Annotated in this window: 23 protein-coding genes and 1 pseudogene; 16 read left to right on the top strand and 8 right to left on the bottom strand. The window is 65.4% G+C overall.

Annotated features, from left to right (window positions below; all coding sequences use genetic code 11):
- Positions 1-8 precede the first annotated feature (8 nt).
- The 3 genes and pseudogenes from lpxD to C4S70_RS02560 all read left to right on the top strand — a co-directional run bounded on the left by lpxD (position 9) and on the right by C4S70_RS02560 (position 2,619).
- On the top strand, positions 9-1,094 hold the full coding sequence (gene lpxD / locus C4S70_RS02570) for a UDP-3-O-(3-hydroxymyristoyl)glucosamine N-acyltransferase (RefSeq protein ID WP_104006514.1): 1,086 nt from the start codon (positions 9-11) through the stop codon (positions 1,092-1,094).
- Between the two features lie 30 nt (positions 1,095-1,124).
- A pseudogene (locus tag C4S70_RS02565) lies at positions 1,125-1,385 on the top strand (acyl carrier protein); the annotation flags it as partial.
- A 25-nt stretch (positions 1,386-1,410) separates the two neighbouring features.
- Complete coding sequence (locus C4S70_RS02560) at positions 1,411-2,619, top strand: beta-ketoacyl-[acyl-carrier-protein] synthase family protein (RefSeq protein WP_104006512.1); 1,209 nt, start codon at positions 1,411-1,413, stop codon at positions 2,617-2,619.
- Between the two features lie 51 nt (positions 2,620-2,670).
- Here C4S70_RS02560 and C4S70_RS02555 read toward each other — a convergent pair whose 3' ends face one another.
- Positions 2,671-3,279 (bottom strand): invasion associated locus B family protein, encoded by a 609-nt coding sequence (locus C4S70_RS02555; protein ID WP_104006511.1) that lies wholly within the window; start codon positions 3,277-3,279, stop codon positions 2,671-2,673.
- Positions 3,280-3,751: 472 nt separating this feature from the next.
- On the opposite strand from C4S70_RS02555, the gene C4S70_RS02550 reads away from it, so the two are divergent.
- Complete coding sequence (locus C4S70_RS02550) at positions 3,752-5,299, top strand: helicase HerA-like domain-containing protein (RefSeq protein ID WP_104006674.1); 1,548 nt, start codon at positions 3,752-3,754, stop codon at positions 5,297-5,299.
- A gap of 150 nt (positions 5,300-5,449) precedes the next feature.
- Here the strand turns inward: C4S70_RS02550 and C4S70_RS02545 are convergent, their stop codons facing one another.
- From C4S70_RS02545 to C4S70_RS02525, 5 genes are all read right to left on the bottom strand, one after another.
- Positions 5,450-6,754, bottom strand: a complete 1,305-nt coding sequence (locus C4S70_RS02545; protein ID WP_104006510.1) for a branched-chain amino acid ABC transporter permease — start codon at positions 6,752-6,754, stop codon at positions 5,450-5,452.
- Positions 6,751-7,761, bottom strand: a complete 1,011-nt coding sequence (locus tag C4S70_RS02540; protein ID WP_104006509.1) for a branched-chain amino acid ABC transporter permease — start codon at positions 7,759-7,761, stop codon at positions 6,751-6,753. Before C4S70_RS02540 ends, C4S70_RS02545 begins: the two co-directional genes overlap by 4 nt.
- A 3-nt stretch (positions 7,762-7,764) precedes the next feature.
- Positions 7,765-8,592, bottom strand: coding sequence for an ABC transporter ATP-binding protein (locus tag C4S70_RS02535; RefSeq protein ID WP_104006508.1), 828 nt, complete (start codon positions 8,590-8,592; stop codon positions 7,765-7,767).
- A gap of 97 nt (positions 8,593-8,689) precedes the next feature.
- Positions 8,690-9,472, bottom strand: coding sequence for an ABC transporter ATP-binding protein (locus C4S70_RS02530; RefSeq protein WP_104006507.1), 783 nt, complete (start codon positions 9,470-9,472; stop codon positions 8,690-8,692).
- Between the two features lie 157 nt (positions 9,473-9,629).
- A complete protein-coding gene (locus tag C4S70_RS02525; RefSeq protein WP_104006506.1) occupies positions 9,630-10,811 on the bottom strand; it encodes an ABC transporter substrate-binding protein in 1,182 nt (393 codons plus the stop codon).
- Positions 10,812-10,943: 132 nt separating this feature from the next.
- Between C4S70_RS02525 and C4S70_RS02520 the strand changes: the two genes are divergently transcribed.
- Complete coding sequence (locus tag C4S70_RS02520; RefSeq protein ID WP_104006505.1) at positions 10,944-12,041, top strand: PQQ-dependent sugar dehydrogenase; 1,098 nt, start codon at positions 10,944-10,946, stop codon at positions 12,039-12,041.
- Positions 12,042-12,186: 145 nt separating this feature from the next.
- On the opposite strand, the gene C4S70_RS02515 is transcribed toward C4S70_RS02520, so the two are convergent.
- Positions 12,187-13,191 carry a GlxA family transcriptional regulator gene (locus C4S70_RS02515; protein WP_104006504.1) on the bottom strand — a complete coding sequence of 335 codons (1,005 nt, stop codon included), beginning with the start codon at positions 13,189-13,191 and terminating at the stop codon, positions 12,187-12,189.
- A 169-nt stretch (positions 13,192-13,360) separates the two neighbouring features.
- Here C4S70_RS02515 and C4S70_RS02510 point away from each other — a divergent pair, with 169 nt between their 5' ends.
- Positions 13,361-14,734 carry a class II 3-deoxy-7-phosphoheptulonate synthase gene (locus tag C4S70_RS02510; RefSeq protein ID WP_104006503.1) on the top strand — a complete coding sequence of 458 codons (1,374 nt, stop codon included), beginning with the start codon at positions 13,361-13,363 and terminating at the stop codon, positions 14,732-14,734.
- Positions 14,731-15,387 (top strand): histidine phosphatase family protein, encoded by a 657-nt coding sequence (locus tag C4S70_RS02505; RefSeq protein WP_104006502.1) that lies wholly within the window; start codon positions 14,731-14,733, stop codon positions 15,385-15,387. The genes C4S70_RS02510 and C4S70_RS02505 overlap by 4 nt, the downstream gene beginning before the upstream one ends.
- A 93-nt stretch (positions 15,388-15,480) precedes the next feature.
- Here C4S70_RS02505 and C4S70_RS02500 read toward each other — a convergent pair whose 3' ends face one another.
- Positions 15,481-16,479, bottom strand: a complete 999-nt coding sequence (locus C4S70_RS02500; RefSeq protein WP_104006673.1) for an NADPH:quinone oxidoreductase family protein — start codon at positions 16,477-16,479, stop codon at positions 15,481-15,483.
- A 142-nt stretch (positions 16,480-16,621) separates the two neighbouring features.
- Here C4S70_RS02500 and C4S70_RS02495 point away from each other — a divergent pair, with 142 nt between their 5' ends.
- The 9 genes from C4S70_RS02495 (at position 16,622) to C4S70_RS02455 (ending at position 25,850) form a co-directional block, all read left to right on the top strand.
- A complete protein-coding gene (locus C4S70_RS02495) occupies positions 16,622-17,797 on the top strand; it encodes an acyl-CoA dehydrogenase family protein (protein WP_235003651.1) in 1,176 nt (391 codons plus the stop codon).
- A gap of 6 nt (positions 17,798-17,803) precedes the next feature.
- Positions 17,804-18,925, top strand: coding sequence for an acyl-CoA dehydrogenase family protein (locus C4S70_RS02490; protein WP_200822706.1), 1,122 nt, complete (start codon positions 17,804-17,806; stop codon positions 18,923-18,925).
- A 5-nt stretch (positions 18,926-18,930) separates the two neighbouring features.
- Positions 18,931-19,758, top strand: coding sequence for an SDR family oxidoreductase (locus C4S70_RS02485; protein WP_104006500.1), 828 nt, complete (start codon positions 18,931-18,933; stop codon positions 19,756-19,758).
- A gap of 10 nt (positions 19,759-19,768) precedes the next feature.
- On the top strand, positions 19,769-20,698 hold the full coding sequence (locus C4S70_RS02480) for an SDR family NAD(P)-dependent oxidoreductase (RefSeq protein ID WP_104006499.1): 930 nt from the start codon (positions 19,769-19,771) through the stop codon (positions 20,696-20,698).
- A 4-nt stretch (positions 20,699-20,702) separates the two neighbouring features.
- Positions 20,703-21,740: an NAD(P)H-dependent flavin oxidoreductase gene (locus C4S70_RS02475; protein WP_104006498.1), complete on the top strand. Its 1,038-nt coding sequence runs from the start codon at positions 20,703-20,705 to the stop codon at positions 21,738-21,740.
- Positions 21,741-22,391: a histidine phosphatase family protein gene (locus C4S70_RS02470; protein ID WP_104006497.1), complete on the top strand. Its 651-nt coding sequence runs from the start codon at positions 21,741-21,743 to the stop codon at positions 22,389-22,391.
- 9 nt (positions 22,392-22,400) lie between these two features.
- A complete protein-coding gene (locus C4S70_RS02465) occupies positions 22,401-23,432 on the top strand; it encodes a phosphotransferase family protein (protein WP_104006496.1) in 1,032 nt (343 codons plus the stop codon).
- A 15-nt stretch (positions 23,433-23,447) separates the two neighbouring features.
- Complete coding sequence (locus C4S70_RS02460; RefSeq protein ID WP_104006495.1) at positions 23,448-24,248, top strand: IclR family transcriptional regulator; 801 nt, start codon at positions 23,448-23,450, stop codon at positions 24,246-24,248.
- A gap of 360 nt (positions 24,249-24,608) precedes the next feature.
- Positions 24,609-25,850, top strand: coding sequence for a branched-chain amino acid ABC transporter substrate-binding protein (locus tag C4S70_RS02455; RefSeq protein ID WP_104006494.1), 1,242 nt, complete (start codon positions 24,609-24,611; stop codon positions 25,848-25,850).
- Positions 25,851-25,899 lie beyond the last annotated feature (49 nt).

Raw genomic sequence — 25,899 nt, 5'->3', positions numbered from 1 at the left:
CACCCGCCATGTCTTATACCGTCCAGCAGATTGCCGATGCGCTCGGGGCCGAGGCGGCCGGAGACACGTCGCTGACCATCCTGCGCGCGGCCGAGCCTGCGATGGCCGGGCCGGATGATCTGGCGCTGGCGATGTCGCCGAAATATGCCGAGGATCTGGGCCAGGCTCGCGCCGCGATGCTTTGGGACGGCGCCGACTGGCAGGCGATGGGGCTGCGGGCGGCGATCTTTGCGCCGCGTCCGCGACGGGCCATGGCCGGACTCACCGCGATGATGGACCCCGGGCAGGGGTTTGCGCCGGGCATCCATCCGTCGGCCGTGATCGACCCGACGGCGGAACTGGGCGAAGGCGTCTCGGTCGGGCCGCTTGCGGTTGTTTCTGCGGGCGCCCGCATCGGCGCGGGGTCGGTGATCGGCCCGCATTGCTTTGTCGGCGTGAACGCGGTGCTGGGCCGCGATGGCTTTCTGCGCGAAATGGTCAGCATCGGCGCCCGCGTCCGCATCGGCGACCGTTTCATCGCCCAGCCAGGCGCGCGCATCGGATCGGACGGGTTTTCCTTTGTCACGCCCGAGGTTTCGGCGGTGGAGAACGCGCGCAAGACGATGGGCGACACCGGCGACGCGCGACCGCAGGCCTGGGTGCGGATCCATTCGCTGGGCGGGGTGGAGATCGGCGACGACGTGGAAGTGGGCGCCAATAGCTGCATCGACAACGGCACGATCCGCGCCACTCAGATCGGCGACGGCTGCAAGTTCGACAACCTGGTCCATGTGGGCCACAACGTCCGCATCGGGCGCGACTGCCTGTTCGCCGGGCAGACGGGCATTTCCGGGTCGGTGGACATCGGCAACCATGTGGTGCTGGGCGGGCAGTGCGGCGTTGCCGACAACATCTTCATCGGCGACGGGGTGGTCGCAGCGGGGGGCACCAAGATCCTGTCCAATGTCCCGGCGGGGCGGGTGATGATGGGCTATCCGGCCGTGCGCATGGACCAGCACACCGAGATCTACAAGGCACAGCGCCGCCTGCCGCGCCTGATGCGCGACCTGGACGCGCTGAAAAAGGCGGTTTTCAAATCCGGCGGCAGCGAGTAAACCACCGCCAACGCGACAGATCGGAGGGACGCCATGAGCATCCGCGACAGGGTCATCGCCATCATTGCCGAGCAGGCCATGCTCGACCCCTCTGACGTGACCATGGACAGCACGCTCGAGGATCTGGGCATCGACAGCCTCGGGCTGGTCGAAAGCATTTTCGCCATCGAGGAAGAATTCGACATCTCGATCCCCTTCAACGCCAACGAACCGCAAGCGAGCGATTTCGACATCTCCAACGTCGCGGCGATCGTGGCGGGGATCGAAAAGCTCGTGACCGAAAAGGCATGACGGCAACGGGCCGAAAGCGACCTCGATGAAACGCGTCGTCATAACAGGGGCCGGCACGATCAACGCCCTTGGTCATTCGGTGCCTGATACCTTCGAGGCCATGCGCGAGGGCCGCTGCGGCATCGGCCCGCTGGAGTTCCGCGACGTGGAGCGGCTGTCGATCCGCATCGGCGGGCAGGTGCGCGGGTTCGAGGCCGAGGGCCGGTTCAACCGCCAGCAGATGGCGCTCTATGACCGGTTCACTCAGTTCACCCTGATCGCCGCCCGGGAAGCGATCGAGCAGTCGGGGCTGGAGTTTTCGGGAGATCTGTCGGCGCGGTCGGGCGTGGTTCTGGGCACCGCGGGCGGCGGGGTTTCCACTTGGGACGACAATTACCGCGCGGTCTATGAGGAGGGCAAGAACCGGGTGCACCCCTTCGTCGTGCCCAAGCTGATGAACAATGCCGCCGCCAGCCATGTGTCGATCGAGCACAATATAAAGGGGCCCTCTTTCACCGTCTCGACCGCCTGTGCCTCGGCCAATCACGCGATGGGGCTGGCCTTTCAGATGGTGCGGTCGGGGGCGGCGCCGGTGATGATCACCGGCGGGTCGGAATCGATGATGTGTTTCGGCGGCATCAAGGCGTGGGAGGGCCTGCGGGTCATGTCGCGGGACGCCTGCCGCCCGTTCAGCGCCAACCGCAACGGCATGGTTCAGGGCGAAGGCGCCGGCGTTTTCGTGTTCGAGGATTACGACCACGCCCGCGCGCGCGGTGCAGAGATCCTGTGCGAGGTGATCGGCTTTGCCATGACCTCGGACGCCTCCGACATCGTGATGCCGTCCAAGCAGGGGGCGGCGCGGGCGATGGCGGGGGCGCTGCAGGACGCGCGCGTGAACCCGTCCGAGGTGGGCTATATAAACGCCCACGGCACGGGCACCGCTGCCAATGACAAGACCGAATGCGCCGCCGTGGCCGACGTCTTCGGCCCCCATGCGGACGAGCTGATGATCTCGTCCACCAAGTCGATGCACGGCCATGTCATCGGCGGCACCGGCGCGGTGGAGCTGCTGGCCTGCATCATGGCTCTGCGCGACGGGGTGATCGCGCCCACCATCGGCTATGAGGAACCGGACCCGGAATGCGCGCTGGACGTGGTGCCCAACGCGGCGCGCGAGGCAAAGGTGGACGTCGTCGTCAGCAACGCCTTTGCCTTTGGCGGGTTGAACGCGGTTCTGGTGCTGCGCCGCGTCTGAACGGAAAAGGCCGCTCGCGGCAGGAGCGGCCTGTTCGGCAACGGGGGGTGTCTATCGGTTCTCGACCACGTCCACCTTGTCGTATCCGGCGGTGAAGCCCTTGAGCGAGACCTTGAGCTTTATCACCTGGGTCGGCGCCGGAGCGGGCACCAGCGAAATGATTGCCTCCTTGCCGTTCTTCATGGCATCCACATCCGCCTGGGTCAGGCCGATCTGCGCGACGCAGCCGATCGGGTTGCAGAAGGAATACTGATACCGCTTGCCCGGCGCGCCATCGATCGAGATGGTCAATTGCGCGGGCAACAGGGTTTCCAGCGGCACGATCACCGTGGCTGCCGCCACCGCCTGCCCGCCTTCCTTCAGCCGGAACAGGCTGAACTCGGCCATCGGGTTGCCCTTGTCGTCCTTGAGGATCTGCAGCAGCGAGCAGGGATCTTCGCCTTGGTTCACCTTGATGCAGGCAAGATCCCAATCTCCGAATTTTTCCTTGGAATAGCGATCGCCGACCTTTGGGCCGTCATCGGCGGGCTGGCCCATGTCGAGAATCTGCCCGGCCGGCTGTTCCTCTTGCTCGGCGGTTGCGCCTTGTTCCTGTGCCATTGCCGGCGCGGCCAGAATCGCCGCGCTCAGAGCGGCAATCAGTGTGTTCGTTCTGGACATCCAAGCCTCGTGTCGTTTGGTGATTTCTTCGCCGCTGCTGTAGCACGCCGCTGCGGGGCTGTCAGCGGCATTCGGAGAATGGCGGCGGAATGACACCGATGCACCGCCAGCCGGGCCTTCCGGGCGAACGAGCAATAAAGAAACGAGCAATAAAGAAAGGGGACTGGAACAGCCCCCCTTCAAATCAGTCTCTCCCCGTCGGACTGGCCGACTTAGTTGTGCCAAGACGTTACGAAACGAGATGCCCGTGGTCAACGGAAAACCTGCGAAAATCAGGGCTTTTGCCTTGTTTTTCCGTCTTTTGACCGATTGGAAAAAGACCGCGCCGTATGGGCGCGGCCAGTCTGACAGGGAGGAAGTCCCCCCGCCGCCCAAGGGTTCACGGCGGGGCGGAAATGACTATGGCGCGAAAAGGTTAACTTTGTATGGTCAAGGCATGGCCGGAGGCGGAAAAATGACGGATCGGGACGACATGCGGGACAAGGTGTTCATCGGCGGCGGCGGAGAAGGCTACGCCGTCAAACAGGGGCTGGCACTGAAATATGCCAACCGCCACGGGTTGATCGCGGGCGCGACCGGCACGGGCAAGACGGTGACGCTGCAGATCATGGCCGAGGGGTTTTCATCGGCGGGTGTGCCGGTGTTCCTGGCGGACGTTAAGGGCGATCTGTCCGGATTGGCCAAGGCCGGATCGCCCGGTTTCAAGCTGCATGACGCCTTCATGGAGCGGGCGGCGAAGATCGGCTTTGACGATTATCGCTATGAGTCATTCCCCGTGACCTTCTGGGATCTGTTCGGCCAGCAGGGGCATCCGGTGCGCACCACGGTGGCCGAGATGGGGCCGCTGATGCTGGCCCGGCTGTTGGAGCTGAGCGAGGCGCAGGAGGGCATCCTGAACATCGCCTTCCGCCTGGCGGATGAACAGGGGCTGCCGCTGCTGGACCTGAAGGATCTGCAGTCGCTGCTGGTCTGGGTCGGGGAAAATCGTGGGGATCTGTCGCTGCGTTACGGCAATATCTCGACGGCTTCGGTCGGCGCGATCCAGCGGCGGCTGATGGTTCTGGAAAATCAGGGCGGGGTGCAGCTCTTTGGTGAACCGGCGCTGGATCTGTCCGATCTGATGCGAACCGATGACCGGGGCCGGGGCATCATCAACATCCTGGCCGCCGACCGCCTGATGGGCTCGCCCCGGCTCTATTCGACCTTTCTGTTGTGGCTCCTGTCGGAACTCTTCGAAGAGCTGCCCGAGGTGGGCGATCCAGACAGGCCCAGGCTGGTTTTTTTCTTCGACGAGGCGCATCTTTTGTTCGATGACGCGCCCAAGGCGCTGGTGGACAAGGTCGAACAGGTCGCCCGCCTGATCCGGTCCAAGGGGGTCGGGGTCTATTTCGTGACCCAGCATCCGGCAGACATCCCCGAGGACATCCTTGGCCAGTTGGGCAACCGGGTGCAGCATGCGCTGCGCGCCTATACGGCGCGGGACCGCAAGAACCTGCGGCTTGCGGCCGAGACCTACCGGGAGAACCCGCGCTTTTCCACCGAAGAGGCGATCCGCGAGGTCGGGGTGGGCGAGGCGTTGACGTCCTTTCTGGAGAAGAAGGGCGTGCCGGGCATGGTCGAGCGCACCCTGATCCGGCCGCCGTCGTCGCAGCTGGGCCCGATCACGGAGGAGGAACGGCGGCAGATATTGGCGGCGTCGCGCATGGCGGGCAAATATGACGCGGCGGTGGACCGGCGCTCGGCCCACGAGATCCTGGCCGAACGTGCCGCGAAGCGGGCGGTCGAGGCCGAAGCGGCCGAGGTCGCGGCCGAGGAGGAAGAAGCGGGCCCCGTGGCACGGGAATACAATGCCGCGCGGCGCTATTCGGGCAACCGCGTGGGGCGGTCCTCGGCGCGGCGGGTACGCGAGAAGGACAGTTTCGGCTCGGCCTTGACGCAGGCGCTGATCAAGGAGTTGAAGGGCACCACCGGGCGGCGGATCGTGCGCGGCATCTTGGGTGGCCTGTTCCGCGGGCGGTAGGGCCGGTATCGCGGCTGCGCCGCGATCGCTCCGCGGGGGGTATTTGGGACCAGAAAGAAGCAGGGGCTCGGAAAAAGAAGCAGGGGCCCGTAAATGGAAAAGGGCGCGGGTGGTTCGACCCGCGCCCTTTGTCGGTGGGTTTGATGCCGGTTACTTTTCCGGGATCAGGCCGCGCGGGCTGAAGCGCAGCACCAGCAGCAGGATGAGCCCCATGGTCAGCAGGCGCATATGCGCCGCGCTGTCCAGCAGGTGCTGCTTCAGCGGGTTGGTGTCGGCCATGCCCGAGGTAAGCACCTGCAAAAGCCACAGCCCGATCGGTTCCACCTGGACCCAGAGGAACCAGATCAGCATCGCGCCCAGCACCGCGCCGAAATTGTTGCCCGAACCGCCCACGATCACCATCACCCAGATCAGGAAGGTAAAGCGCAGCGGCTGGTAGGTGCCGGGGGTGAGTTGGCCGTCCAGCGTGGTCATCATCGCGCCGGCCAGACCGCAGATCGCCGAGCCGATGATGAACACCTGCAGATGACGGGCGGTGACGTCCTTGCCCATGGCTTCGGCGGCGACCTCGTTGTCGCGGATGGCGCGCATCATGCGGCCCCATGGGCTCTTCAGTGCCATCTGCGCCATCCACAAGAGGATGAGAAGCACGACAAGGAACAGGATCGAGTAGCCGAGCTTGACATACATCGTCGATGCCGTGACCGGGTCGAGCCCCAGCGATGTCACGCGATCGACGAAAGCAGGATCCTGTTGCAGGTCGATCTCATAGGGCAGGGGGCGCGGCAGGCCGACCACGTTCTTGACGCCGCGGGCCAGCCAGTCCTCGTTCTTCATGATCGCGATGATGATCTCGGCAATGCCCAGCGTTGCGATCGCCAGGTAGTCCGAACGCAGTCCCAGCGCGGTCTTGCCGACCAGCCAGGCCGCGCCCGCGGCCAGCAGGCCGCCCACGGGCCAGGCCAGCAGGACCGGAAGGCCCAGCCCGCCAAGGTATCCGGTGCTGGCGGGATTGACCGCTTCGACCGCCGCAACGCCCGGGTCGAGCACCCCGCGGTAGAGGAAGAAGCCACCCACGAGGATCACGATCATGACGATCGCGCGCTTGCCGCTCTTGGCCATGCGTTTGTTGACCACGACCGCGGCGGCGATGGTGGCCGCCCCCAGCAACAGCCCCGCGACGATCCGCAGACCGCCCGCGGCCCAGGCCTCCTTGACCGGCGGCATCGAGGTCAGAACCACTGCCAACCCGCCAAGCGCCACAAAGCCCATGACACCGACGTTGAACAGACCGGCGAATCCCCATTGCAGGTTCACGCCAATCGCCATGATGGCCGAGATCAGGCCCATGTTCAGGATCAGCACCGCGGTGTTCCAGCTCTGCATGACCCCGGTCAGAAGGATCAGCGCGCCGACCAGGGCGAACAGCCCCACATTCTTTACCGTCTCGTTCATACCGCTTTCCCCTTGAAGATGCCGGTGGGACGGAACAGCAGGACGATCAGAAGGATCACGAAGGACACCGCGAACTTGTAGTCCGTGCTGAGAAGCTGCACGAGTCCCTCGGGCTCCAGAGGCTCCGGCATGAGATAGACCAGGACCTTCTTCCATGCATAGGTGATGGTCACCTCGGAAAAGGCGATGATGAACCCGCCCGCGATGGCGCCCAGCGGGTTGCCCAGCCCCCCGACGATGGCCGAGGCGAAGATCGGCAGCAGAAGCTGGAAATAGACGAAGGGCTTGAAGCTCTTGTCGAGGCCGTAGAGCACGCCGGCGATGGTCGCCAGCGCCGCCACGATCATCCATGTATACATCACCACGCGTTCGGGGTTGATGCCCGACAGCAGCGCCAGATCCTCGTTGTCGGAATAGGCGCGCATCGACTTGCCGGTTCGGGTGCGGTTGAGGAACCAGAACAGCAGCGCCACGACCACGACCGCGGTAACGATGGTGATGCCCTGCGTGGCCTTGAGCGCCAGTCCCTCGTTCAGGCCTGTCGCCTTCTTGAATTCGCGCGCCGTGACGAGAAAACGCGTGCCGTCCGCGAACCGCTGGTCATCGGGGCCGATGATGAAGCGCACCAGACCGTTCATGATGAACATCACGCCCATCGACACGATCACCAGGATCACCGGCTTGGCCTTCTGTTCGCGGTAGAACCGATAGACCAGCCGGTCCGTTACCAGAAGCAGCGCAATGCAGCCCAGGATACCCAGCGGCAGCGCCAGAAGCGCGGTCGGCAAGGGGCCCAGATGCCAACCCATGGACTGGAGCCACCAAGTGAACAGGATCGTCACCATCGTGCCGAAGGCCATCGTGTCGCCATGGGCAAAGTTGGAAAACCGCAGGATCCCGTAAATCAGCGTCACGCCCAGGGCCCCCAGCGCAAGCTGGCTTCCATAGGTGATCGCCGGGATCAGAACGAAATTGGAAAGCGCCACCAGGGCGTTGAGGAAATCCATGTCTCAGCCCCCCAGGAAGGATTTGCGCACTTCCGGGTCGGACAGCAGTTCCTTGCCCGACCCGGTATAGGCGTTGCGGCCCTGCACCAGGACATAACCCTTGTCGGCGATCTCCAGCGCCTGGCGGGCGTTCTGCTCCACCATCAGGATCGGGATGCCGGTGCGGCTGACCTCGATGATCCGGTCAAAGAGTTCATCCATCACGATGGGACTCACGCCCGCAGTGGGTTCGTCCAGCATCAGCACCTTGGGCCGGGTCATCAGCGCGCGGCCCACCGCGACCTGCTGGCGCTGGCCGCCCGACAGCTCGCCGGCCGCCTGTCGGCGCTTTTCGCGCAGGATCGGGAACAGGTCATAGACCTGCTCCATCGTCTCGCTGATGTCGTCGGTGCGGATGAAGGCACCCATCTCCAGATTTTCCTCCACCGTCATCGAGGTGAAGATGTTGTTTGTCTGCGGCACGAACCCCATCCCCTTGACCACCCGCGCCTGCGGGCTGAGGTCGGTGATGTCCTCTCCATCCAGCCGGACCGAACCCGACCGAACGTCCAGCATGCCGAATATCGCCTTCATAGCGGTGGACTTTCCGGCGCCGTTGGGGCCCACGATCACCGCGATTTCGCCGCGATCCACCGAAATGGTGCAGTCATGCAGGATGTCCGGCCCCTTGCCATAGCCGCCGGTCATCTTCTCGCCAATCAGGAACGGCCCGCCGGGGGCCGGGTGCGTCTGCCCCTCCCCGGCATGAACCGTCGCCTGTCCCATGCCTTCCTTCCGCGTGATCGTCGCGTCCTTGTTGCCGCGATCATCCTGCCAGGGATTGTCGCTCATGGCCGCCCTGTCCCTTCATCTTGCTGAAAATACTCCGGGGGAGTCGCCCGCAGGGCGACGGGGGCAGCGCCCCCCGATCCGGTCCACGCCCGCCCCGTCATGCCCCGACCTTGTCGCGGTGCTTGAGCCCGGTGCCCAGATAGGCCTCGATCACATGTTCGTTGGCCTTGATCTCGTCCAGCGTGCCTTCGGCGAGAACCTTGCCCTCGGCCATGCAGATCACCGGGTCGCAGATGCGGCCGATGAAATCCATGTCATGCTCGATCACGACAAAGGTATAGCCGCGCTCCTGATTGAGCCGCACGATGGCATCCGCGATCGTGTTCAGCAGGGTCCGGTTCACCCCGGCGCCCACCTCGTCCAGGAACACGATACGGGCGTCCACCATCATGGTGCGCCCCAGTTCCAGCAGCTTCTTCTGCCCGCCCGATACCTGGCCCGCCTTGTGATCGGCCAGATGCTCGATGGTCAGGAATTCCAGCACCTCATCCGCCTTGGCGCGCAGCGCGCGTTCCTCGTCGGCGATGCGCTTGCGCCCGAACCACGTGTTCCACAGCTTTTCACCCGACTGCCCGCCAGGCACCATCATCAGGTTTTCCCGGCAGGTCATCGAGGAAAATTCATGCGCAATCTGGAAAGTGCGCAACAGCCCCTTGTGGAACAGTTCGTGCGGCGGCAGGCCGGTAATGTCCTCGCCGTCCATGAAGACCCGGCCGCTGGTCGGCGGCAGGACGCCGGCGATCACGTTGAACAGCGTGGTCTTGCCGGCGCCGTTGGGGCCGATCAGCCCGGTGATGGACCCCTTTGCGATCTGCAAACTGGCCCCGTCAACGGCGTGAAAGCCCCCGAAATGCTTGTGAAGATCGTCCACGACGATCATTGGATCCCCGGTGGTCATGTCATCCTCCCCCGGTGCCGGTCCCCACGGGCGCGGGGTGCGGCATCTTGTCGTTGAGTCGCGCTTGGCGCGGGCTTTTGGCAAAGAAAAGGCCCGGACGCAAGGTCCGGGCCACGTTCTCATGCCGAACGGGTGCCGATCACCGGTATTTCACCGTGGTGACCTTGCCGTCCTTGATCACGATCTCGCGGTAGTTGCCCGCCGATTCGCCCGGTCCGATCAGCTCGACCGCGGTGGCGCCGACATAGTCGATGTCCTTGCCCGCCGCGAGCAGATCCAGCGCCTTGCCCAGCTCGCCCGGATAGATCTTTTCACCCGGCGCGTTGGCGACTTCCATGACTTTTTTCTTGTAGACTTGGCTGTCGGTGGACCCGGCCGCCTGCATCGCCAGCATGATGAGCGCCGCCGCGTCATAGGATTCCGGCGTGAACGGCGAAGTCGCGTCGAAGGCGCCGCCCGCCAGTTCCTCGAACTTGGCCGCGCCGGGGCTGTCGGTGCCCGGATGCTGGCCGGTGGAGCCGTCGATCTCGGAACCGAAGTTTTCCTCCAGCTTGGCGCTGATCATGCCGTCGGGGAAATGGAACGTGTCGAAGGCGCCCGAATCCAGCGCCGCGCGGACGATGCCCGAACCGCCCTGGTCCACGTAGCCCGCGACCACCAGCCGTTCGCCACCGGCCGAAGCCAGCGCCGCGACTTCGGCCGAATAGTCGGCCTTGCCGTCCTCATGCGCGGCCGAGATGGTGACCTTGCCGCCCTTGGCCTCGTAGGCGGACTTGAAGCTGTCGGCCAGGCCCTTGCCATAGTCGTTGTTGGTATAGGTCAGCGCCACCGACTTGACCCCCTGCTCGAGCAGGATCTCGGCCATCACCTCGCCCTGGCGGGCATCCGACGGCGCGGTGCGGAAGAACAGGCCGTTGTCCTCGGCCGTGGACAGCCCCGGCGAGGTGGCCGAGGGCGAGATCATCACCACGCCGTTTGGCACCGCCACGTTGGACAGGATCGCGCCGGTCACGCCCGAGCAGTCCGCGCCCATGATCCCCTTGACGCCGTCCGAGGTCACCAGACGTTCGGCCGCCGCAGTGGCCGCGCCGGCGTCGATGCAGGTCGAATCGGCCCGCACCGGGGTCACCGTGGTCCCGCCCAGCAGCTTGCCGCTGTCAGAGACTTCCTTCATCGCCAGCTCGGCGCCGGCGGCCATCTGCGGCGTCAGCGATTCGATCGGACCGGTAAAGCCCAGGATCACGCCGATCTTCACCTCTTCGGCAGAGGCGGCACCGGCCAGAAGAGCCGCGGCGGCCGAAGCCATCAGGAACTTTTTCATTCTTCATCTCCCTTGTTGGAACGAACGTTCTGGCCCGACCCTAGGCAAGGCGATTGCAAAAGAAAAGTGCTATGTGAAAGGAAAGGCGGCCGGATTTCCCTCTCGGCCCGGACCAACCCGACAGGAGGTCTCATGCGCGTATTTTCGGTTGTTCTCTGGCTTGTTCTGGCCGCCGCACCAGCACAGGCGCAAGACCTGCAGACCAGCGCCGGCCCGGTCCGGGTCGAAACCGTGCTGACCGGGCTCGACGTGCCCTGGGCGATCGCCTTCCTGCCCGGAGGCGGATTCCTGGTGACCGAACGCGAAGGCGATCTGCTTCTTGTGCGCGACGGCCGGGCGCGGCGGGTGCGCGGCGTGCCGCGGGTGCGGGCACAGGGGCAGGGCGGTCTGCTCGACGTTATGGTGCCGCGCGATCACGCGACCACCCGCGAAATCTTCCTGACCTTTTCCAAACGGCTGACGGGCGGCGGCATCGGCACCGCCGTCGCGGCGGCGCGACTGGACGCGAACAGGGCGCGGCTCGACGTCCCCCGCGTGATCTTCGAGGCCGCCCATGTCGGCCGGGGCGGCCGGCATTTCGGCTCCCGCATCGTCGAGGCCTCCGACGGGACCCTTTTCGTCACCCTGGGGGATCGCGGCGACATGGATCAGGCGCAGAACCTGGCCAACCACAACGGCACCGTCGTCAGGATCAACCGCGACGGATCTGTGCCCGCCGACAACCCGTTCGTGAACCGGCCCGGGGTCCGTCCCGAGATCTGGTCCTGGGGCCATCGCAACCCGCAAGGCGCGGCGCTGGATCGCTCCGGCACCCTCTGGGTGGCCGAACACGGCCCCATGGGCGGGGACGAGATCAACCGGATCCGCAAGGGCGCCAATTACGGCTGGCCGGTGATCGGTCACGGCCGGCACTATTCGGGGGCCAGGATCGGCGAGGGCACCCACAAGGCGGGAATGGAACAACCCGCCTTCTACTGGGATCCCTCGATCGCCCCGTCAGACATGATGATCTACTCGGGCCGCCTCTGGCCGCAATGGCGGGGACATTTCTTTGTGGGATCGCTGAAATTCGACATGATCAGCCACCTCGCGGAATCGCCCCTGCGCGAGATCGAACGCATCGCCGGTCCCCAGACCCAGCGAATCCGCGACGTGGCCGAAGCGCCGGACGGGTCGATCTGGATCGTGTCGGAAGGCAACGGCGCGATCTATCGCATGAGCCCCCGCTAGCCACCGCCGATCCCGCCGCCACACCGCGACCGGATCGCCGCCCGAACCCGCCACGGTCCCTTCATCTTGCTTCAAATACTCCGGGGGCGCGGGGGCAGCGCCCCCGCATCGGTCGGATCGCGCCAGCGATCCGAAACGGACTCCCTCAAACTGACAGCCGCGTCGAATGGCTGCCGCGTTCGCGATAGGGCGTGGTGTTGTAATGGGCCCGGTAGCATTTCGAGAAATGCGACGGCGAGGCAAAGCCGCAGGCCAGCGCCACATTGATCACGCTCATGTCGGTCTGCATCAGCAGGTTGCGCGCCTTCTGCAACCGCAGTTCCATGTAATACCGCTTCGGACTGCGGTTCAGGTACCGCCTGAACAGCCGCTCCAGCTGGCGCGTGGACATGCCCACGTCGCGCGCCAGAATCGAGGGGCTGATCGGCTCCTCGATGTTCTGTTCCATCATCTGGATCACCCGCGCCAGTTTCGGATGCCGCACGCCGATGCGCGTCGGCACCGACAGCCGCTGCGTGTCCTGATCGGTCCGGATCGAGGAATAGATCTGCTGATCCGCCACCGCGTTGGCCAGCTCCTCCCCGTGGTCGTCGGCGATGATCTTCAGCATCAGATCGATCGACGAGGTGCCCCCGGCCGTGGTCATGCGGTTGCCGTCGATGACGAAAACCGACTTGGTCAGTTCGACCTCGTCGAATTCCTCGGCGAAACTGTCGGCGTTCTCCCAGTGGATCGTCGCCCTCCTGCCATCCAGCAGCCCGGCCCTGGCCAGCGCCCAAGCGGCCGTGCACAGCCCGCCGATCGTCACGCCCTTGCGCGCCTCGCGCCTGAGCCAGCCCAGCAGCTTCTTCGTGGTCGCTTTCTGGATGTCGATGCCGCCGCAGACCAGGATGACGTCGTCCCGCTGGGTTTCGATCAGGTCGTCATCCAGCCGAAACGCGGTGCCGGCCGAACAATTCGCCTCTCCACCGCCTTCGCCAATCAGGATCCACGAATACAGCGGCCGATCCGCCATCCGGTTGGCGATCCGCAGGCACTCCAGCGCCGAGGCAAAGGACAACAGGGTAAAGTTCTCCAGCAGCACGAAAACGAACCGTTTCGGCCGCTCGGGTGCATGTTCGACGTTCACGACATGGCGATGGTCCTGCATGGCGCGTCTCGTGGCTCAGGGAATCAGGGCGCCGGGATCCCGCCCGGCAAGAGTGACGCACAGCTTGCCCACGCGCCGATTGCGACGTCAAGAGGCGCAAAACTGATATGGCCACCGCGCACGGGGTTTTGTATAGAAGCCCCCTGAACGACCGAAGGCGGAGGCCGACATGACAAGCGAATGGAACAAGTCCAGCTGGCGCAGCAAACCGCGGGTGCAGATGCCCGACTATACCGACCCGCAGGCTCTTGCCCGCGTCGAGGCGCAGCTTGCAAAATATCCGCCGCTGGTCTTCGCCGGAGAGGCACGGCGGCTCAAGGAGCATCTCGGCGCCGCCTCGCGGGGCGAAGCGTTCCTGCTACAGGGCGGCGACTGCGCCGAAAGCTTCGATCAGTTCAGCGCGAACGCCATCCGCGACACGTTCAAGGTGATGCTGCAGATGGCGATGGTGCTGACCTATGGCGCCAAGGTGCCGGTCATCAAGGTGGGCCGCATGGCCGGCCAGTTCGCCAAGCCGCGCAGCGCCCCGACCGAGGTCAGGGACGGCGTGGAACTGCCCAGCTATCGCGGCGACATCATCAACGAACTCGATTTCACGCCTCAGGCTCGCGTGCCGGATCCCAACAAGATGCTGCAGGCCTATACCCAGGCCGCGGCCACGCTGAACCTGCTGCGCGCCTTCTCGACCGGTGGTTACGCGGACGTGAACCAGGTGCATGCCTGGACGCTGGGCTTCACCGAATCCGAAGAGGCCGAGAAATACCGCGAGATGGCCAGCCGTATCACCGACACGCTGGACTTCATGAAGGCCGCCGGCATCAATGCAGAAACCGAACACGCTCTGCGCAGCGTGGAATTCTACACCAGCCACGAAGGCCTGTTGCTGGAATACGAAGAGGCGCTGACACGGCTCGATTCGACCTCCGGCAAATGGCTGGCGGGCTCGGGGCATTTCCTCTGGATCGGCGATCGCACGCGCCAGCCGGACGGGGCGCATGTGGAATTCCTGCGCGGCGTGCTGAACCCGATCGGGCTGAAATGCGGCCCCACAATGACCACCGAGGATCTCAAGGTTCTGATGGCGAAACTGAACCCGGAAAACGAACCGGGCCGGTTGACGCTCATCACCCGCTTCGGCGCAGGCAAGGTGGCCGACAACCTGCCGCGGCTGATCCGAACCGTGCAGGAAGAGGGCGCCAACGTAACCTGGGTCTGCGACCCGATGCACGGCAACACGATCAAGTCCTCGACCGGCTACAAGACCCGCCCCTTCGACGCGGTGCTGCGCGAGGTGCGCGAATTCTTCGCCGTCCACGCGGCCGAAGGCACGATCCCCGGCGGGGTGCATTTCGAGATGACCGGCCAGGACGTGACCGAATGCACCGGCGGCGTCCACGCGGTGAGCGAGGAAAACCTCTCCGACCGCTACCACACCGCCTGCGACCCGCGCCTGAATGCCAGCCAGTCGCTGGAGCTGGCCTTCCTCGTGGCCGAGGAACTCAGCCGCCTGCGCGAGGACCGCGACCGTCGCGCCGCGGGATGACGCGGGAATACCGCCAGCCGGTCTATCGCCCCCCGACGGGGGCGATGGACCTTCTGCTGATCCGCCACGGCGAAAGCGCGCCGGCACGCCCCGGCGAACGTTTTCCCATGAAGTACGGCCATGGCGACCCGGCCCTGCACCCGAACGGAGAGGCCCAGGCCCGCGTCATCGCCGAACGGCTGCAAAACGAACGCCTCGATGCGGTCTATGTCACGCCGCTGCGCCGCACGCACCAGACCGCCGCGCCGCTGCTCCAACGGCTGGGAATCACGCCGATCGAGGAGCCCGACCTGCGAGAGGTGCATCTGGGCGACTGGGACGACGGCGAATACCGGATTCGCGCCGCCAACGACGATCCGGCCTGGCTGCGCGCGCTGGAAAATCACGAATGGGGCGAGATTCCGGGCGCCGAAACCACCGCGGCCCTGCAGGCCCGGGTGGGAGACGCGCTTTTCCGTATGGCGGCGCGCCATGCCGACCAGCGCGTCGCCGCCTTCGTGCATGGCGGCGTGATCGGTGCCGCGCTCAGCCTCGCCACCGGCGCGCGCCCCTTCGCCTTTCTCGGCGCCGCCAACGGCTCCATCAGCCGCCTCGTGATCCACGGCACGACCATGAGTCTGCGCAGCTACAATGACTGCGCCCATCTCGAATGATCGCGCAAACCCTGCTTCTTTCTGGTCGAAAATACCCTCGCCGAAGGCATCGCGGCGGGCGAAAGACCGCCGCGATTCCATGCCGCCGCCTTCTCACTCCATGGTGATGACGACTTTCCCCATCACCTTGCGGTACTGCATCATTTCCAGCGCCGCGGGCACCTCCTTCAAGGGAAATCTTGCGGAAATACGCGGGCGAATCCGGCCCTCTCCATAGAGCCGGAACAGGTCGGCGACATTGGCCGCATGCAACTCTGGCTCGCGCATCACATGCGCGCCCCAGAACACGCCCACGATCTGCGACCCCTTGAGCAGAGTCAGGTTCAGCGGGATCTTCGGAATGCCCGCCGGAAAGCCGACTACCAGAAAACGCCCCTTCCACGCCAAGGCACGAATCGCCGGCTCGGCGTAGTTTCCACCAACCGCATCATAAACCACGTCCACGCCCTCGCCGCCGGCGATCTTCTTGATCTGCGCCGACAGCTCCTTCTGCGCATCACGGCCCTCCAGCGCGTGCGGATAGATCAGCGTCTCGTCCGCCCCCAGCTCGCGGCAGAACGCGGCCTTTTCCTCCGACGACACCGCGCCGATCACCCGCGCGCCCATTGCGCGGCCCAGTTCGATCGCCGCCGTGCCGACGCCCCCCGCGGCGCCCAGGATCAGCAGAGTCTCGCCCGGCTTCAGATCGGCGCGATCCTTCAGCGCGTGATAGGAGGTGCCATAGGTGAACACGAAACAGGCCGCGTCCTCGAACGGCATCGCGTCGGGAAACTTCACCGCCGCCGCTGCGGGAATGCAGATTTGCGTGGCGAATCCGCCATGCCCGGTCAGCGCCAGCACCCGGTCGCCCAGCTCGAACCCCTCGACCCCTTCGCCAACGGCATCCACCTCGCCCGCAATCTCGCCGCCCGGCGCAAAGGGGCGCGGCGGCTTCATCTGGTAGAGATCCCGGATCATCAGCGTGTCGGGAAAATTCACCCCCGCCGCACGGACCCGCACCCGGATCTGGCCCTTCTTCGGCTCGGGATCCGGCAACTCGGTCAGTTCCAGGCTCTCCGGCCCTCCCGGCGCGGTGCTCAGCATGGCTTTCATCATCTACTCTCCCCAATGTTTCTGGCGCGATGTCCTGCGAATGACGTTAAGTCTTTCCGCGCCTCTCCCGGTTGTCAATCGCATAACGAAATGCAATTCTGCACAGCGGAACAGATGCGGCAACTTGGCAAGGGAGGATAGGGTGCCCGATACCGATCTGGACGCCTTTCGCGCGGAACTGCGGGACTGGCTGGAGCAGAACTGCCCCGAGGAAATGCGCGACGGCGCGCGGGATGAACATAGCATCTGCTGGGGCGGCAAGAACTGGAAATTCGCCTCTGATGCCCAGCGGATCTGGTTGGAACGCTGCGTCACGCGCGGCTACACCGTGCCGACCTGGCCGGTCGAATATGGCGGCGCGGGGATGAACCGCGATCAAGAAAGGATCTTTCACGAGGAAATGGCGCGGATCGGCGCGCGCTATCCGCTGCAAAGCTTCGGCATCTGGATGCTGGGACCGGCGCTGTTGAAATTCGGCACCGAGGCGCAGAAGCAGTATTTCCTGCCGCCCATCGCGCGCGGCGAAATCCGCTGGTGCCAGGGCTATTCCGAACCGGGGGCGGGGTCCGACCTCGCCGGGGTGCAGACCAGATGCGAGGACATGGGCGAACATTGGCTGGTCAACGGGCAGAAGATCTGGACCTCCTACGCAGACAAGGCGGACTGGATCTTTGCCCTGCTGCGCACCGACCGCGAGGCGCCCAAGCACAAGGGGATCTCTTTCGTCCTGATCGACATGACCGCGCCGGGGGTCAGCACGAAGCCGATCCGGCTGATCTCGGGCGCCTCGCCCTTCTGCGAGACCTTCTTTGACAACGTGAAGGTGCCGAAGGAGCATGCACCCGGCGTGTCTTCGGTCGTGGGCGAGGTGAACCGCGGCTGGGACGTGGCGAAATACCTGCTGACCCATGAACGCGAGATGATCAGCGCCGGCGGCGCGGTGATGGGCGGCGGGCGGCCGCTGATGGAGGTGCTGGCCAATGCCGAAACCGGCCGCACCGACCCGATCCTGCAAGCCGACGCCATGCGGGCCGAGGTGGACGGGCTGGCCTTTACGCTCACGCTCGAACGCTACAAGGACCAGGCCGAAGCCGGGTCGGGCGTGGGGGATGCTTCGGCCATGCTGAAATATTACGGCACCGAGTTGAACAAGCGGCGGCTGGAGCTGGTGATGGCGGCGGCGGGGTCGGAGGCGCTCGACTGGAATGACGAGCGCGCGCCGACATGGCTGCGCACCAAGGCCAACTCGATCGAGGGCGGCACATCCGAGGTGATGCTGTCGATCATTTCCAAGCGCATTCTGGGTCTGCCGGGGTAAGGTTCGATGGAAAAGCTGTTGAAAACCGAAGAAGAAATCATGCTGGCCGACATGGCGCGCGGGTTTCTGGACGAAGCCGCCCCGGTCGCCCGCCTGCGCCGGATGCGCGACGAAGGCCGCACCCATGACCCCGAGTTGTGGAAACAGATGGCCGAGATGGGCTGGGCCGGGGTGCTGGTGCCCGAAGAGGCCGGCGGGTCCGACATGGGCCATACCGCCGCGGGCGTGATCGCCGAAGAGATGGGCAAGACGCTGACCGCCAGCCCGTTCATCGGCACCGCCGTCATCGCCGCGACCGCGCTGCGCCGGGTCGCCGACGACCGCGCCAAGGCCGCTCTGGCCCGGATCGCGTCGGGCGAGGCGATCTATGCGCTGGCCATCGACGAGGGCGCCAAGTTTGACCCCGACGGCGTCCGGATGGAGGCGCGGCGCGAAGGCAACGGGTTTCGCCTGTCGGGCACCAAGAAATTCGTGGTGGACGGCGGCAATGCCGACCGTCTGCTGGTGTTGGCGCGCACGGGCGAGGGGCTGACGCTGTTCGATCTGCCCGCTGACCGTGACGGCATCACCCGCGCCCCGCGCCCGATGATCGACAGCCGCGATGCGGCGGATGTGCATCTCGAGAATGTCGAAGCCACGGGCGAGGACGTCCTCGGCGCGGTGGAGGACGCGATGGCGGTGCTGCGGCCGGCGCTTCGGGCCGGGCAGGCGGCTCTCGCGGCGGAAATGGCGGGGCTGGCGGCAGGCGCCTTCGGGATGACGGTGGACTATCTCAAGGAGCGCAAGCAGTTCGGCGTGCCGATCGGCGCCTTCCAGGCGTTGCAGCACCGCGCGGCGCATCTGTGGTGCGAGACCGAAGTCACCGCTTCGGCCATCCTGCACGCGGGTCGGATGCTGGATCACGACCCCGACAACGCCGCGCTGGCGGTGTCGCTGGCCAAGGCGCGGGCGACCTCGACGGCGATTCTGGCGGTTCAGGAAGGCGTGCAGATGCATGGCGGCATCGGCATGACCGACGAATATGACATGGGCTTCTACATGAAACGCGCCCGGGTCGCGGCCGAATGGCTGGGCGACTACGGGCATCACGCAAAGATCGTCGCGCAAAAGCGCGGATTTGAGGGATAAATCACATGACACCTGAGATTCTTTTCGGCCTGAACGGCAAGACCGCGCTGGTCACGGGCGGCGCCACCGGCATCGGGCGCATGGCGGCCGAGGGGCTGGTGCGCGCCGGTGCGCGCGTGCTGATCGCCTCGCGCAAGGGCGAGGCCTGCGAGGCCGTCGCGGCGGAGCTCAACGCGCTCGACGCGCCGGGCAGCGCCGAGGGCTTTGCCGGGGACGTGGGCTCCGAAGAGGGCATCAACGCGCTGGTCGAAGAGGTGAAGAAACGCATCGAACGGCTTGATATCCTTATGAACAATGCCGGAATCACCTGGGGCGCGCCGCTGGGGCAGTTTCCCTATCACGCCTGGGAAAAGGTGATGCGGGTCAACGTGACCGGCGTGTTTGACCTCACGCAAAAGCTGCTGCCGATGCTGATTGCCAGCGGCACGGCGGACGATCCGGCGCGGGTGGTCAATGTGGGCTCGGTCATGGGGGAAATCCCGCTGGGCGACGGGGCCTATTCCTATGCGGTGTCCAAGGCGGGCGTGCTGCACATGACCAAGATTCTGGCCAAGGAACTGGCGCGGGCGGGGCACCATGTGACCGTCAACGCGCTGGCGCCGGGGCCGTTCGTGTCGAACATGACCAAATTCGCCATCGGCGAAGAGGACAAGCGCGAAAAGGTTGGCCGCGACGTGCCGCTGGGCCGCGTGGGCCGCGACGAGGACATCGCCGGCTGCATGCTGTTTCTGTGCGGCAAGGGCGGATCCTACATCACCGGCGCGGTGCTGCCCGTGTCGGGCGGCGTGAACGTGCAGACCGGCGGCAACCTCTTTGCCGGCGCGCTGGAGTAAGGAGGCGGCCATGAGCATCAGGTTCGACGGACAGGTTGCCATCGTCACCGGCGCGGGGGCGGGGCTGGGCCGGTCCCATGCGCTGGGGCTGGCGGCGCGCGGCGCCAGGGTGGTGGTCAACGATCTCGGCGTCTCGACGGCGGGCGAGGGCGCCTCGTCCGACGCCGCGCTGGCGGTGGTCGAGGAGATCAAGGCTGCGGGCGGCGAGGCGATTGCCCATGGCGCCGACGTGTCGAACGACGAACAGGTCGCCGACATGGTGGCAAAGACCATGGACCGCTGGGGCCGGGTGGACATTCTGGTCAACAATGCCGGCATCCTGCGCGACAAGACCTTTGCCAAGATGGACATGGCCGATTTCCGCAAGGTGATCGACGTCCACCTGATCGGCAGCGCGCTGTGCACCCATGCGGTCTGGCCGATCATGCGCGAACAGAAATATGGCCGCGTGGCAATGACCTCTTCGGCGTCTGGTCTTTACGGCAATTTCGGCCAGTCGAACTATGGCGCGGCCAAGGCGGGCGTCGTGGGGCTGATGAACGTGCTGGGGCTGGAAGGGGCGCGCGACAATATCCGCGTCAACACGCTGGCCCCCACCGCCGCCACCCGCATGACCGAAAGCCTGCTGCCCGAGCAGGCGCTGGAGCTGCTCGCGCCGGAAACCATCACGCCGGGCTTGCTGTATCTGGTCAGCGAAGATGCGCCGACGCGGGTGATCCTGAGCGCGGGCGCGGGCTGTTTCGCGCAAACCCGCATCTATGAAACCGAAGGCATCCTGTTGGAAGGCGACGGCAACACGCCGGAAAACGTGGCCGCGCGTTTTGCGGAAATCAATGATCCGGAGAACCAGAAGCCGATGCAGGATGCGTTCTCGCAAACCCGGAAGTACGCCAGGAAGGCCGCCGACGCGCGCGGCCTGAACCTGCCGTGGGGAGAGTGAGGCGATGAACCAACCCGTGAAGGAATCCGACATGACCGTGACCTGGCACCGCGACGAAAGCCATCTGCCGCCCGCGCTGCGGGGCTTGCGGATCCCGCTGATCGGCGCGCCGCTGTTCATCATTTCCGTGCCCGATCTGGTGATCGCCCAGTGCAAGGCGGGGATCATCGGCTCTTTCCCGGCGTTGAACGCGCGCGAGGGGGAAGGCGAGCCGCCGCTGCTGGAGGCCTGGCTGAAACGGATCACGGAAGAGCTGGACCGCCACAACCAGGAAAACCCCGACCGCCCCGCCGCGCCCTTTGCCGTCAACCAGATCGTGCACCGGTCGAATGCGCGGCTTCAACGCGACATCGACATCTGCGTGAAATGGAAGGTGCCGGTCTGGATCACCTCGCTGGGCGCGCGCCCCGAGGTGAACGAGGCCGCCCATTCGGTGGGCGGGGTGGTGCTGCATGACATCATCAACAACACCTTTGCCAGGAAAGCGATCGAAAAGGGCGCGGATGGGCTGATCGCCGTGGCTGCGGGCGCGGGGGGCCATGCGGGCCAGCAATCGCCCTTTGCGCTGGTCCGCGAAATCCGGTCCTGGTTCGACGGGCCGCTTGCGCTTTCGGGCGCGATCGCCAGCGGCGAGGCGCTGCTGGCCGCGCGCGCGGTGGGGGCCGATTTCGGCTATATGGGCTCGCCCTTCATCGCCACGCGCGAGGCCAACGCGGTGGAGGACTACAAGCGGATGATCGTCGAAAGCGGCGCCGAGGACATCGTCTATTCCTCGCTCTTCACCGGCGTTCACGGCAACTACCTCAAGAAGAGCATCGAACGGGCGGGGCTAGACCCCGACAACCTGCCCGAATCCGACCCGTCCTCGATGAACTTCTCATCCGGTTCCTCCAAGCCCAAGGCGTGGAAGGAGATCTGGGGCTCGGGGCAGGGCATCGGCGACGTGCGCGATGTGGTGCCCGCGACCGAGCTGATCGACCGGATCGACCGCGAATACCGCGCCGCCGGCGCGCGGCTGGCGGCCGAGTTCCGGGGCGCGTGAATGGCCGAGCTTCTGGTCATCCGCCACGGTCAGGCGTCCTTTGGCGCGGACGACTACGACCGGCTGAGCGATCTCGGTCGGGCCCAGTCCCGCGCCGTGGGGCAGGTGCTGCGCGACATGGGCTGGGAGCCCGACCGGCTGATGACCGGCACCCTGCAACGGCAGAAGGACACGCTGGCCGAGATGGGCTTTGATGCGCCGCCCGAGGAACATGGCGGCTTCAACGAATACGACTTCTACGACCTTTTGCGGGTAAAGTTCGGCGGCGAGATGCCCGACCCGGTGCGGCACGACCGCAAGACCCATTTCCGCACCCTGCGCGACACCATCCTGGAATGGCAGCGCGGCGGGGTGGAAGGTGCCAAAGAGACGTGGCGCGATTTCGTCGCCCGCGTCGCGGCCGCGCGCGATTTCGCCATGGATACCGACGCGAAACGGGTGCTGGTGGTCAGCTCCGGCGGACCGATCGGGCAGCTTGTCGCCTCGACCTTGCAGGCGCCGCCGGAAATGATGATGACGTTGAACCTGCAGGTGCGGAACACGTCGATGACGCGGTTCATCTTCTCGCGCGGGCGGATCAGCCTGCACGAATTCAACGCCGCCCCGCATTTCGCAAGCGCCGAGGGCGCGAAACTGATGAGCTACAGCTGAGGTGACCCCATGAGCAACGACACCCAGACGCTGGACACAACGGCGGTGGACGCCTGGCTGCGCGCGAACCTGCCCGGATACGAGGGTCCGATCGTGCAGGCACGCAAGTTCGCCACCGGCCAGTCGAACCCGACCTTCCTGCTGGTCACGCCCGCGCGGCGCTATGTGCTGCGGCGCAAGCCGCCGGGGAAGCTGCTGAAATCCGCCCATGCGGTGGATCGCGAGTTTCGCGTGCAGAAGGCACTGTATGGCACGAAGGTGCCGGTGCCGAAGGTGCACCTGCTGTGCGAGGACGACTCGGTGATCGGCTCGGCCTTCTACGTGATGGACTTTGCCGACGGGCGCAATTTCAAGGAACCCACCATGCCGGGCGAGGACAACGCCACCCGCGCCGGCGTGATCGACGAGATGAACCGCGTGCTGGCCGAGCTGCACATGGTCGATATCGACGCGATGGGCCTGTCGGATTACGGCCCCCCCGGCAACTATTTCGAACGGCAGGTGGCGCGCTGGACCAAGCAATACCGCGCCTCCGAAACCGAACCGGTGCCGGCGATGGACCGGCTGATCGAAAGGCTGACCGCCGAGATCCCCGAGGATGACGGCCAGCGGACGCTGGTGCATGGCGACTATCGCATCGACAACATGATCTTTGCCAAAGACAGCACCGACTGCATCGCAGTGCTGGACTGGGAGCTGTCCACGATCGGCCACCCCTATGCGGATCTGGCCAGCGTCATCATGCAGTGGCAGATGCCGGCGGGCGAGGAAGGGCGCGGCATGGGTGGTATCGACCGCACCGCGCTTGGGCTGCCGTCGGACGAGGAGTTCATCGCAAGGTATTGCGAACGCAGGGGATTGCCGGGCGTGGACAATTTCGGCTTCTACCTGTCCTTCTGCTTCTTCCGCATGGCGGGGATCATCCAGGGCGTGCTGAAACGTGCGCTGGACGGCAATGCCTCGAACCCGGAACGGGCGATCAAGCTGGGCCAATATGTGCCGGTCTTTGCCGAACACGGGCTGAAGGCGCTGGACAGCTAGAGGGAGGCCGGGCGCATGGCGGACAGCGAGTTTCACAAGGACCCGGACGAGGCGAAGGACCGCAACTTCGTCACCGCGCTGGCGCGGGGGCTGGACGTGCTGCGCTGTTTCCGCGCCAATGAATACGAGCTGACCAACACGGACATCTCGGAACGCACCGGCCTGCCCAAGGCGACGGTGTCGCGGCTGACCCATACGTTGTGCAGGCTGGAATATCTCATTCCGGATGCGCGCAAGGGCACCTATCAGCTGGGGCCGGGGGTGCTGCGGCTGGGGTTCGGCGTGCTGGCGGGGATGGATATCTGCGACCGGGCGGGGCAGGTGCTGCGCGACCTGCGCCGGGGGCCCAATTCCTACATCACCGCAGCCCTTGGCGAACGCCACCGGACCGAGGCGATCTATGTCGCGGTCAACCGCTCGCGCGAAAATGTCAGCCTGTCGATGCATGTGGGCTCGCGCGTACCGCTGTTCTTTTCGGCGATGGGGCGGGCGATTCTGGTGGCGATGGAGCAGGACGAACGCGACGCCGTGTTCGAGATGGCCGCGCGCGAAGACCCCGACCGCGACGCGGCGTGGCGGGAAAGCTATGAGCGCGCGGCCGAGGAATTTGCTGCGCGTGGCTTCTGCACCTCTTATGGCGAGTGGCGCGAGGATGTGAACGGGATCGCGGTGCCGGTGCATTCGCTGAACCGGGCACGGGTCTATGGGCTGAATGTGGGCGGGCCGTCCTTTTACGTCAGCCGGGATGAGCTGGAAGGCGAATATGCCGAAAAGCTCATGGCCGCCGCGAACGCGCTGAGCCTGCGGCCGGGTTGAGGCCGTCGCATTCCTGACGTTGCGTCAAAGCCGCGTGGCGTGGCGTGCGCCTGGACAGCCGCGAGCATACCGGGGGGGCAGGGCAGGCCCGCCGACAGGCGCCGCAGTCCGGTTGCGAAAAGCGCGGCATCCAGTTGAAACAAAACGATTTCACCGGCGGCAGTCTGATCCGGAGGCTCCGCCCGGGACCGTGCCCGCCACCGCCGCCGCGCGTTTCGTGACGCAGCGTCGCCCGGATTCGGCAAAAGCGCCCGAAATCTCCACCTGATGCTTGACTTTAATCCAGAGTGTGCAAGGCTTTGGCTGTGTCCGGGCCAGAAAACAACACAGAATCCCGGCGCGCGATTGGGAGGAGACAATATGCGCAAAACCACCAGGTTCGGCCTGTCGGCCGCGCTCGCCCTGTGCATCGGGGCATCCGCGGCCTTTGCCGAAAACATCAAGATCGCCTTCATCGACCCGCTGTCGGGGCCGTTCGCGGCCACCGGGACGGACGGGCTGCACCAGTATGAATTCGCCGCCGAGGAACTGGTGAACAAGAAGGGCGGCGTTCTGGGCGGCAAGAAGTTCGAGATCGTGCCCTTCGACAACAAGATCAGCCCCAAGGAATCGCTGATCCAGCTTCAGGTGGCGATCGATCAGGGCATCCGCTTCATCGCGCAGGGCAACAGCTCTGGCGTGGCCAATGCCCTCACTGACGCGATCAAAAAGCACAACAAGCGAAATCCCGACAAACGGGTGCTGTTCCTGAACTATTCGGCGGTGGATCCGGCGCTGACCAACGACAAGTGCAATTTCTGGCACTTCCGCTTTGACGCCAATGCCGACATCAAGATGGACGCGCTGACCGACGTGATCGCGCAGAAGCCCGAGATCAAGAAGGTCTATATCATCGGGCAGGACTACAGTTTCGGCAAGGCGGTGGCCGCGGCGGCCGTCAAGTTCCTGGGCCAGAAGCGCCCCGACATCGAAATCGTGGGCAACGAGCTGCACCCGATCGGCAAGGTCAAGGACTTTACGCCTTATGCCCGCAAGATCATCTCGTCGGGCGCGGATGCCGTGATCACCGGCAACTGGGGCAGCGACATGGTCGGCCTGGGCAAGGCGATCCTCGAAAACGGCTTCAAGGGTCCGCTCTACACCTATTACGCCGCATCGACCGGCATCACCGCCGCCTTTGGCGAGGCGGGCAAGGGCTCGCTGAAACTGGTGGGCGAGGGCCAGATCAACCCGCCGCCGAACGACCGCGCCGATGCCTATGCCACCGCGTTCAAGGCCAAATACCCCGATGACGATCTGGGCCAGCCGCGGATCGCCAACGTGATCGAGATGCTCGCCAAGGCGATCGAGCAGGCCGGGACCGACACCGACATGGTCGCCATCGCCAAGGCGCTGGAGGGGATGGAGCACGACTCGATCTGGGGCGGCAAGGTGTGGATGCGACCGCAGGACCATCAGGCGATCCAGAACGTGCACATCTTTGCCCATACCGACGGCGTCAAGCATGACTTCGACAATTCGGGTTATGGCCTTCTGGTCGAATCCACCGTCGAGATGGCCGGCAAGGACAGCCCGACCACCTGCAAGATGAAGCGCCCGTAAGAGGCGGCCTCTGGCGCCCGGCCCCCGTTCGGGCGCCATCACCCCAGGC

Origin of the sequence: Jhaorihella thermophila (assembly GCF_900108275.1) — a bacterium.
GTDB classification, from domain to species: Bacteria; Pseudomonadota; Alphaproteobacteria; order Rhodobacterales; family Rhodobacteraceae; genus Jhaorihella; species Jhaorihella thermophila.
This window is presented reverse-complemented; position numbering and strand designations above follow the sequence as displayed.

Coding starts and splice junctions, on each gene's coding strand:
- C4S70_RS02500 (WP_104006673.1), bottom strand. CDS start 16,479: ATGAAAGCCATGCTGAGCACCGCGCCGGGAGGGCCGGAGAGCCTGGAA.
- C4S70_RS02530 (WP_104006507.1), bottom strand. CDS start 9,472: ATGATCGTCGTGGACGATCTTCACAAGCATTTCGGGGGCTTTCACGCC.
- C4S70_RS02455 (WP_104006494.1), top strand. CDS start 24,609: ATGCGCAAAACCACCAGGTTCGGCCTGTCGGCCGCGCTCGCCCTGTGC.
- C4S70_RS02505 (WP_104006502.1), top strand. CDS start 14,731: ATGACGCGGGAATACCGCCAGCCGGTCTATCGCCCCCCGACGGGGGCG.
- C4S70_RS02480 (WP_104006499.1), top strand. CDS start 19,769: ATGAGCATCAGGTTCGACGGACAGGTTGCCATCGTCACCGGCGCGGGG.
- C4S70_RS02545 (WP_104006510.1), bottom strand. CDS start 6,754: ATGAACGAGACGGTAAAGAATGTGGGGCTGTTCGCCCTGGTCGGCGCG.
- C4S70_RS02550 (WP_104006674.1), top strand. CDS start 3,752: ATGCGGGACAAGGTGTTCATCGGCGGCGGCGGAGAAGGCTACGCCGTC.
- C4S70_RS02515 (WP_104006504.1), bottom strand. CDS start 13,191: ATGCAGGACCATCGCCATGTCGTGAACGTCGAACATGCACCCGAGCGG.
- C4S70_RS02540 (WP_104006509.1), bottom strand. CDS start 7,761: ATGGATTTCCTCAACGCCCTGGTGGCGCTTTCCAATTTCGTTCTGATC.
- C4S70_RS02460 (WP_104006495.1), top strand. CDS start 23,448: ATGGCGGACAGCGAGTTTCACAAGGACCCGGACGAGGCGAAGGACCGC.
- C4S70_RS02510 (WP_104006503.1), top strand. CDS start 13,361: ATGACAAGCGAATGGAACAAGTCCAGCTGGCGCAGCAAACCGCGGGTG.
- C4S70_RS02560 (WP_104006512.1), top strand. CDS start 1,411: ATGAAACGCGTCGTCATAACAGGGGCCGGCACGATCAACGCCCTTGGT.
- C4S70_RS02555 (WP_104006511.1), bottom strand. CDS start 3,279: ATGTCCAGAACGAACACACTGATTGCCGCTCTGAGCGCGGCGATTCTG.
- C4S70_RS02525 (WP_104006506.1), bottom strand. CDS start 10,811: ATGAAAAAGTTCCTGATGGCTTCGGCCGCCGCGGCTCTTCTGGCCGGT.
- C4S70_RS02535 (WP_104006508.1), bottom strand. CDS start 8,592: ATGAGCGACAATCCCTGGCAGGATGATCGCGGCAACAAGGACGCGACG.
- C4S70_RS02475 (WP_104006498.1), top strand. CDS start 20,703: ATGAACCAACCCGTGAAGGAATCCGACATGACCGTGACCTGGCACCGC.
- C4S70_RS02490 (WP_200822706.1), top strand. CDS start 17,804: ATGGAAAAGCTGTTGAAAACCGAAGAAGAAATCATGCTGGCCGACATG.
- C4S70_RS02520 (WP_104006505.1), top strand. CDS start 10,944: ATGCGCGTATTTTCGGTTGTTCTCTGGCTTGTTCTGGCCGCCGCACCA.
- lpxD (WP_104006514.1), top strand. CDS start 9: ATGTCTTATACCGTCCAGCAGATTGCCGATGCGCTCGGGGCCGAGGCG.
- C4S70_RS02465 (WP_104006496.1), top strand. CDS start 22,401: ATGAGCAACGACACCCAGACGCTGGACACAACGGCGGTGGACGCCTGG.
- C4S70_RS02485 (WP_104006500.1), top strand. CDS start 18,931: ATGACACCTGAGATTCTTTTCGGCCTGAACGGCAAGACCGCGCTGGTC.
- C4S70_RS02470 (WP_104006497.1), top strand. CDS start 21,741: ATGGCCGAGCTTCTGGTCATCCGCCACGGTCAGGCGTCCTTTGGCGCG.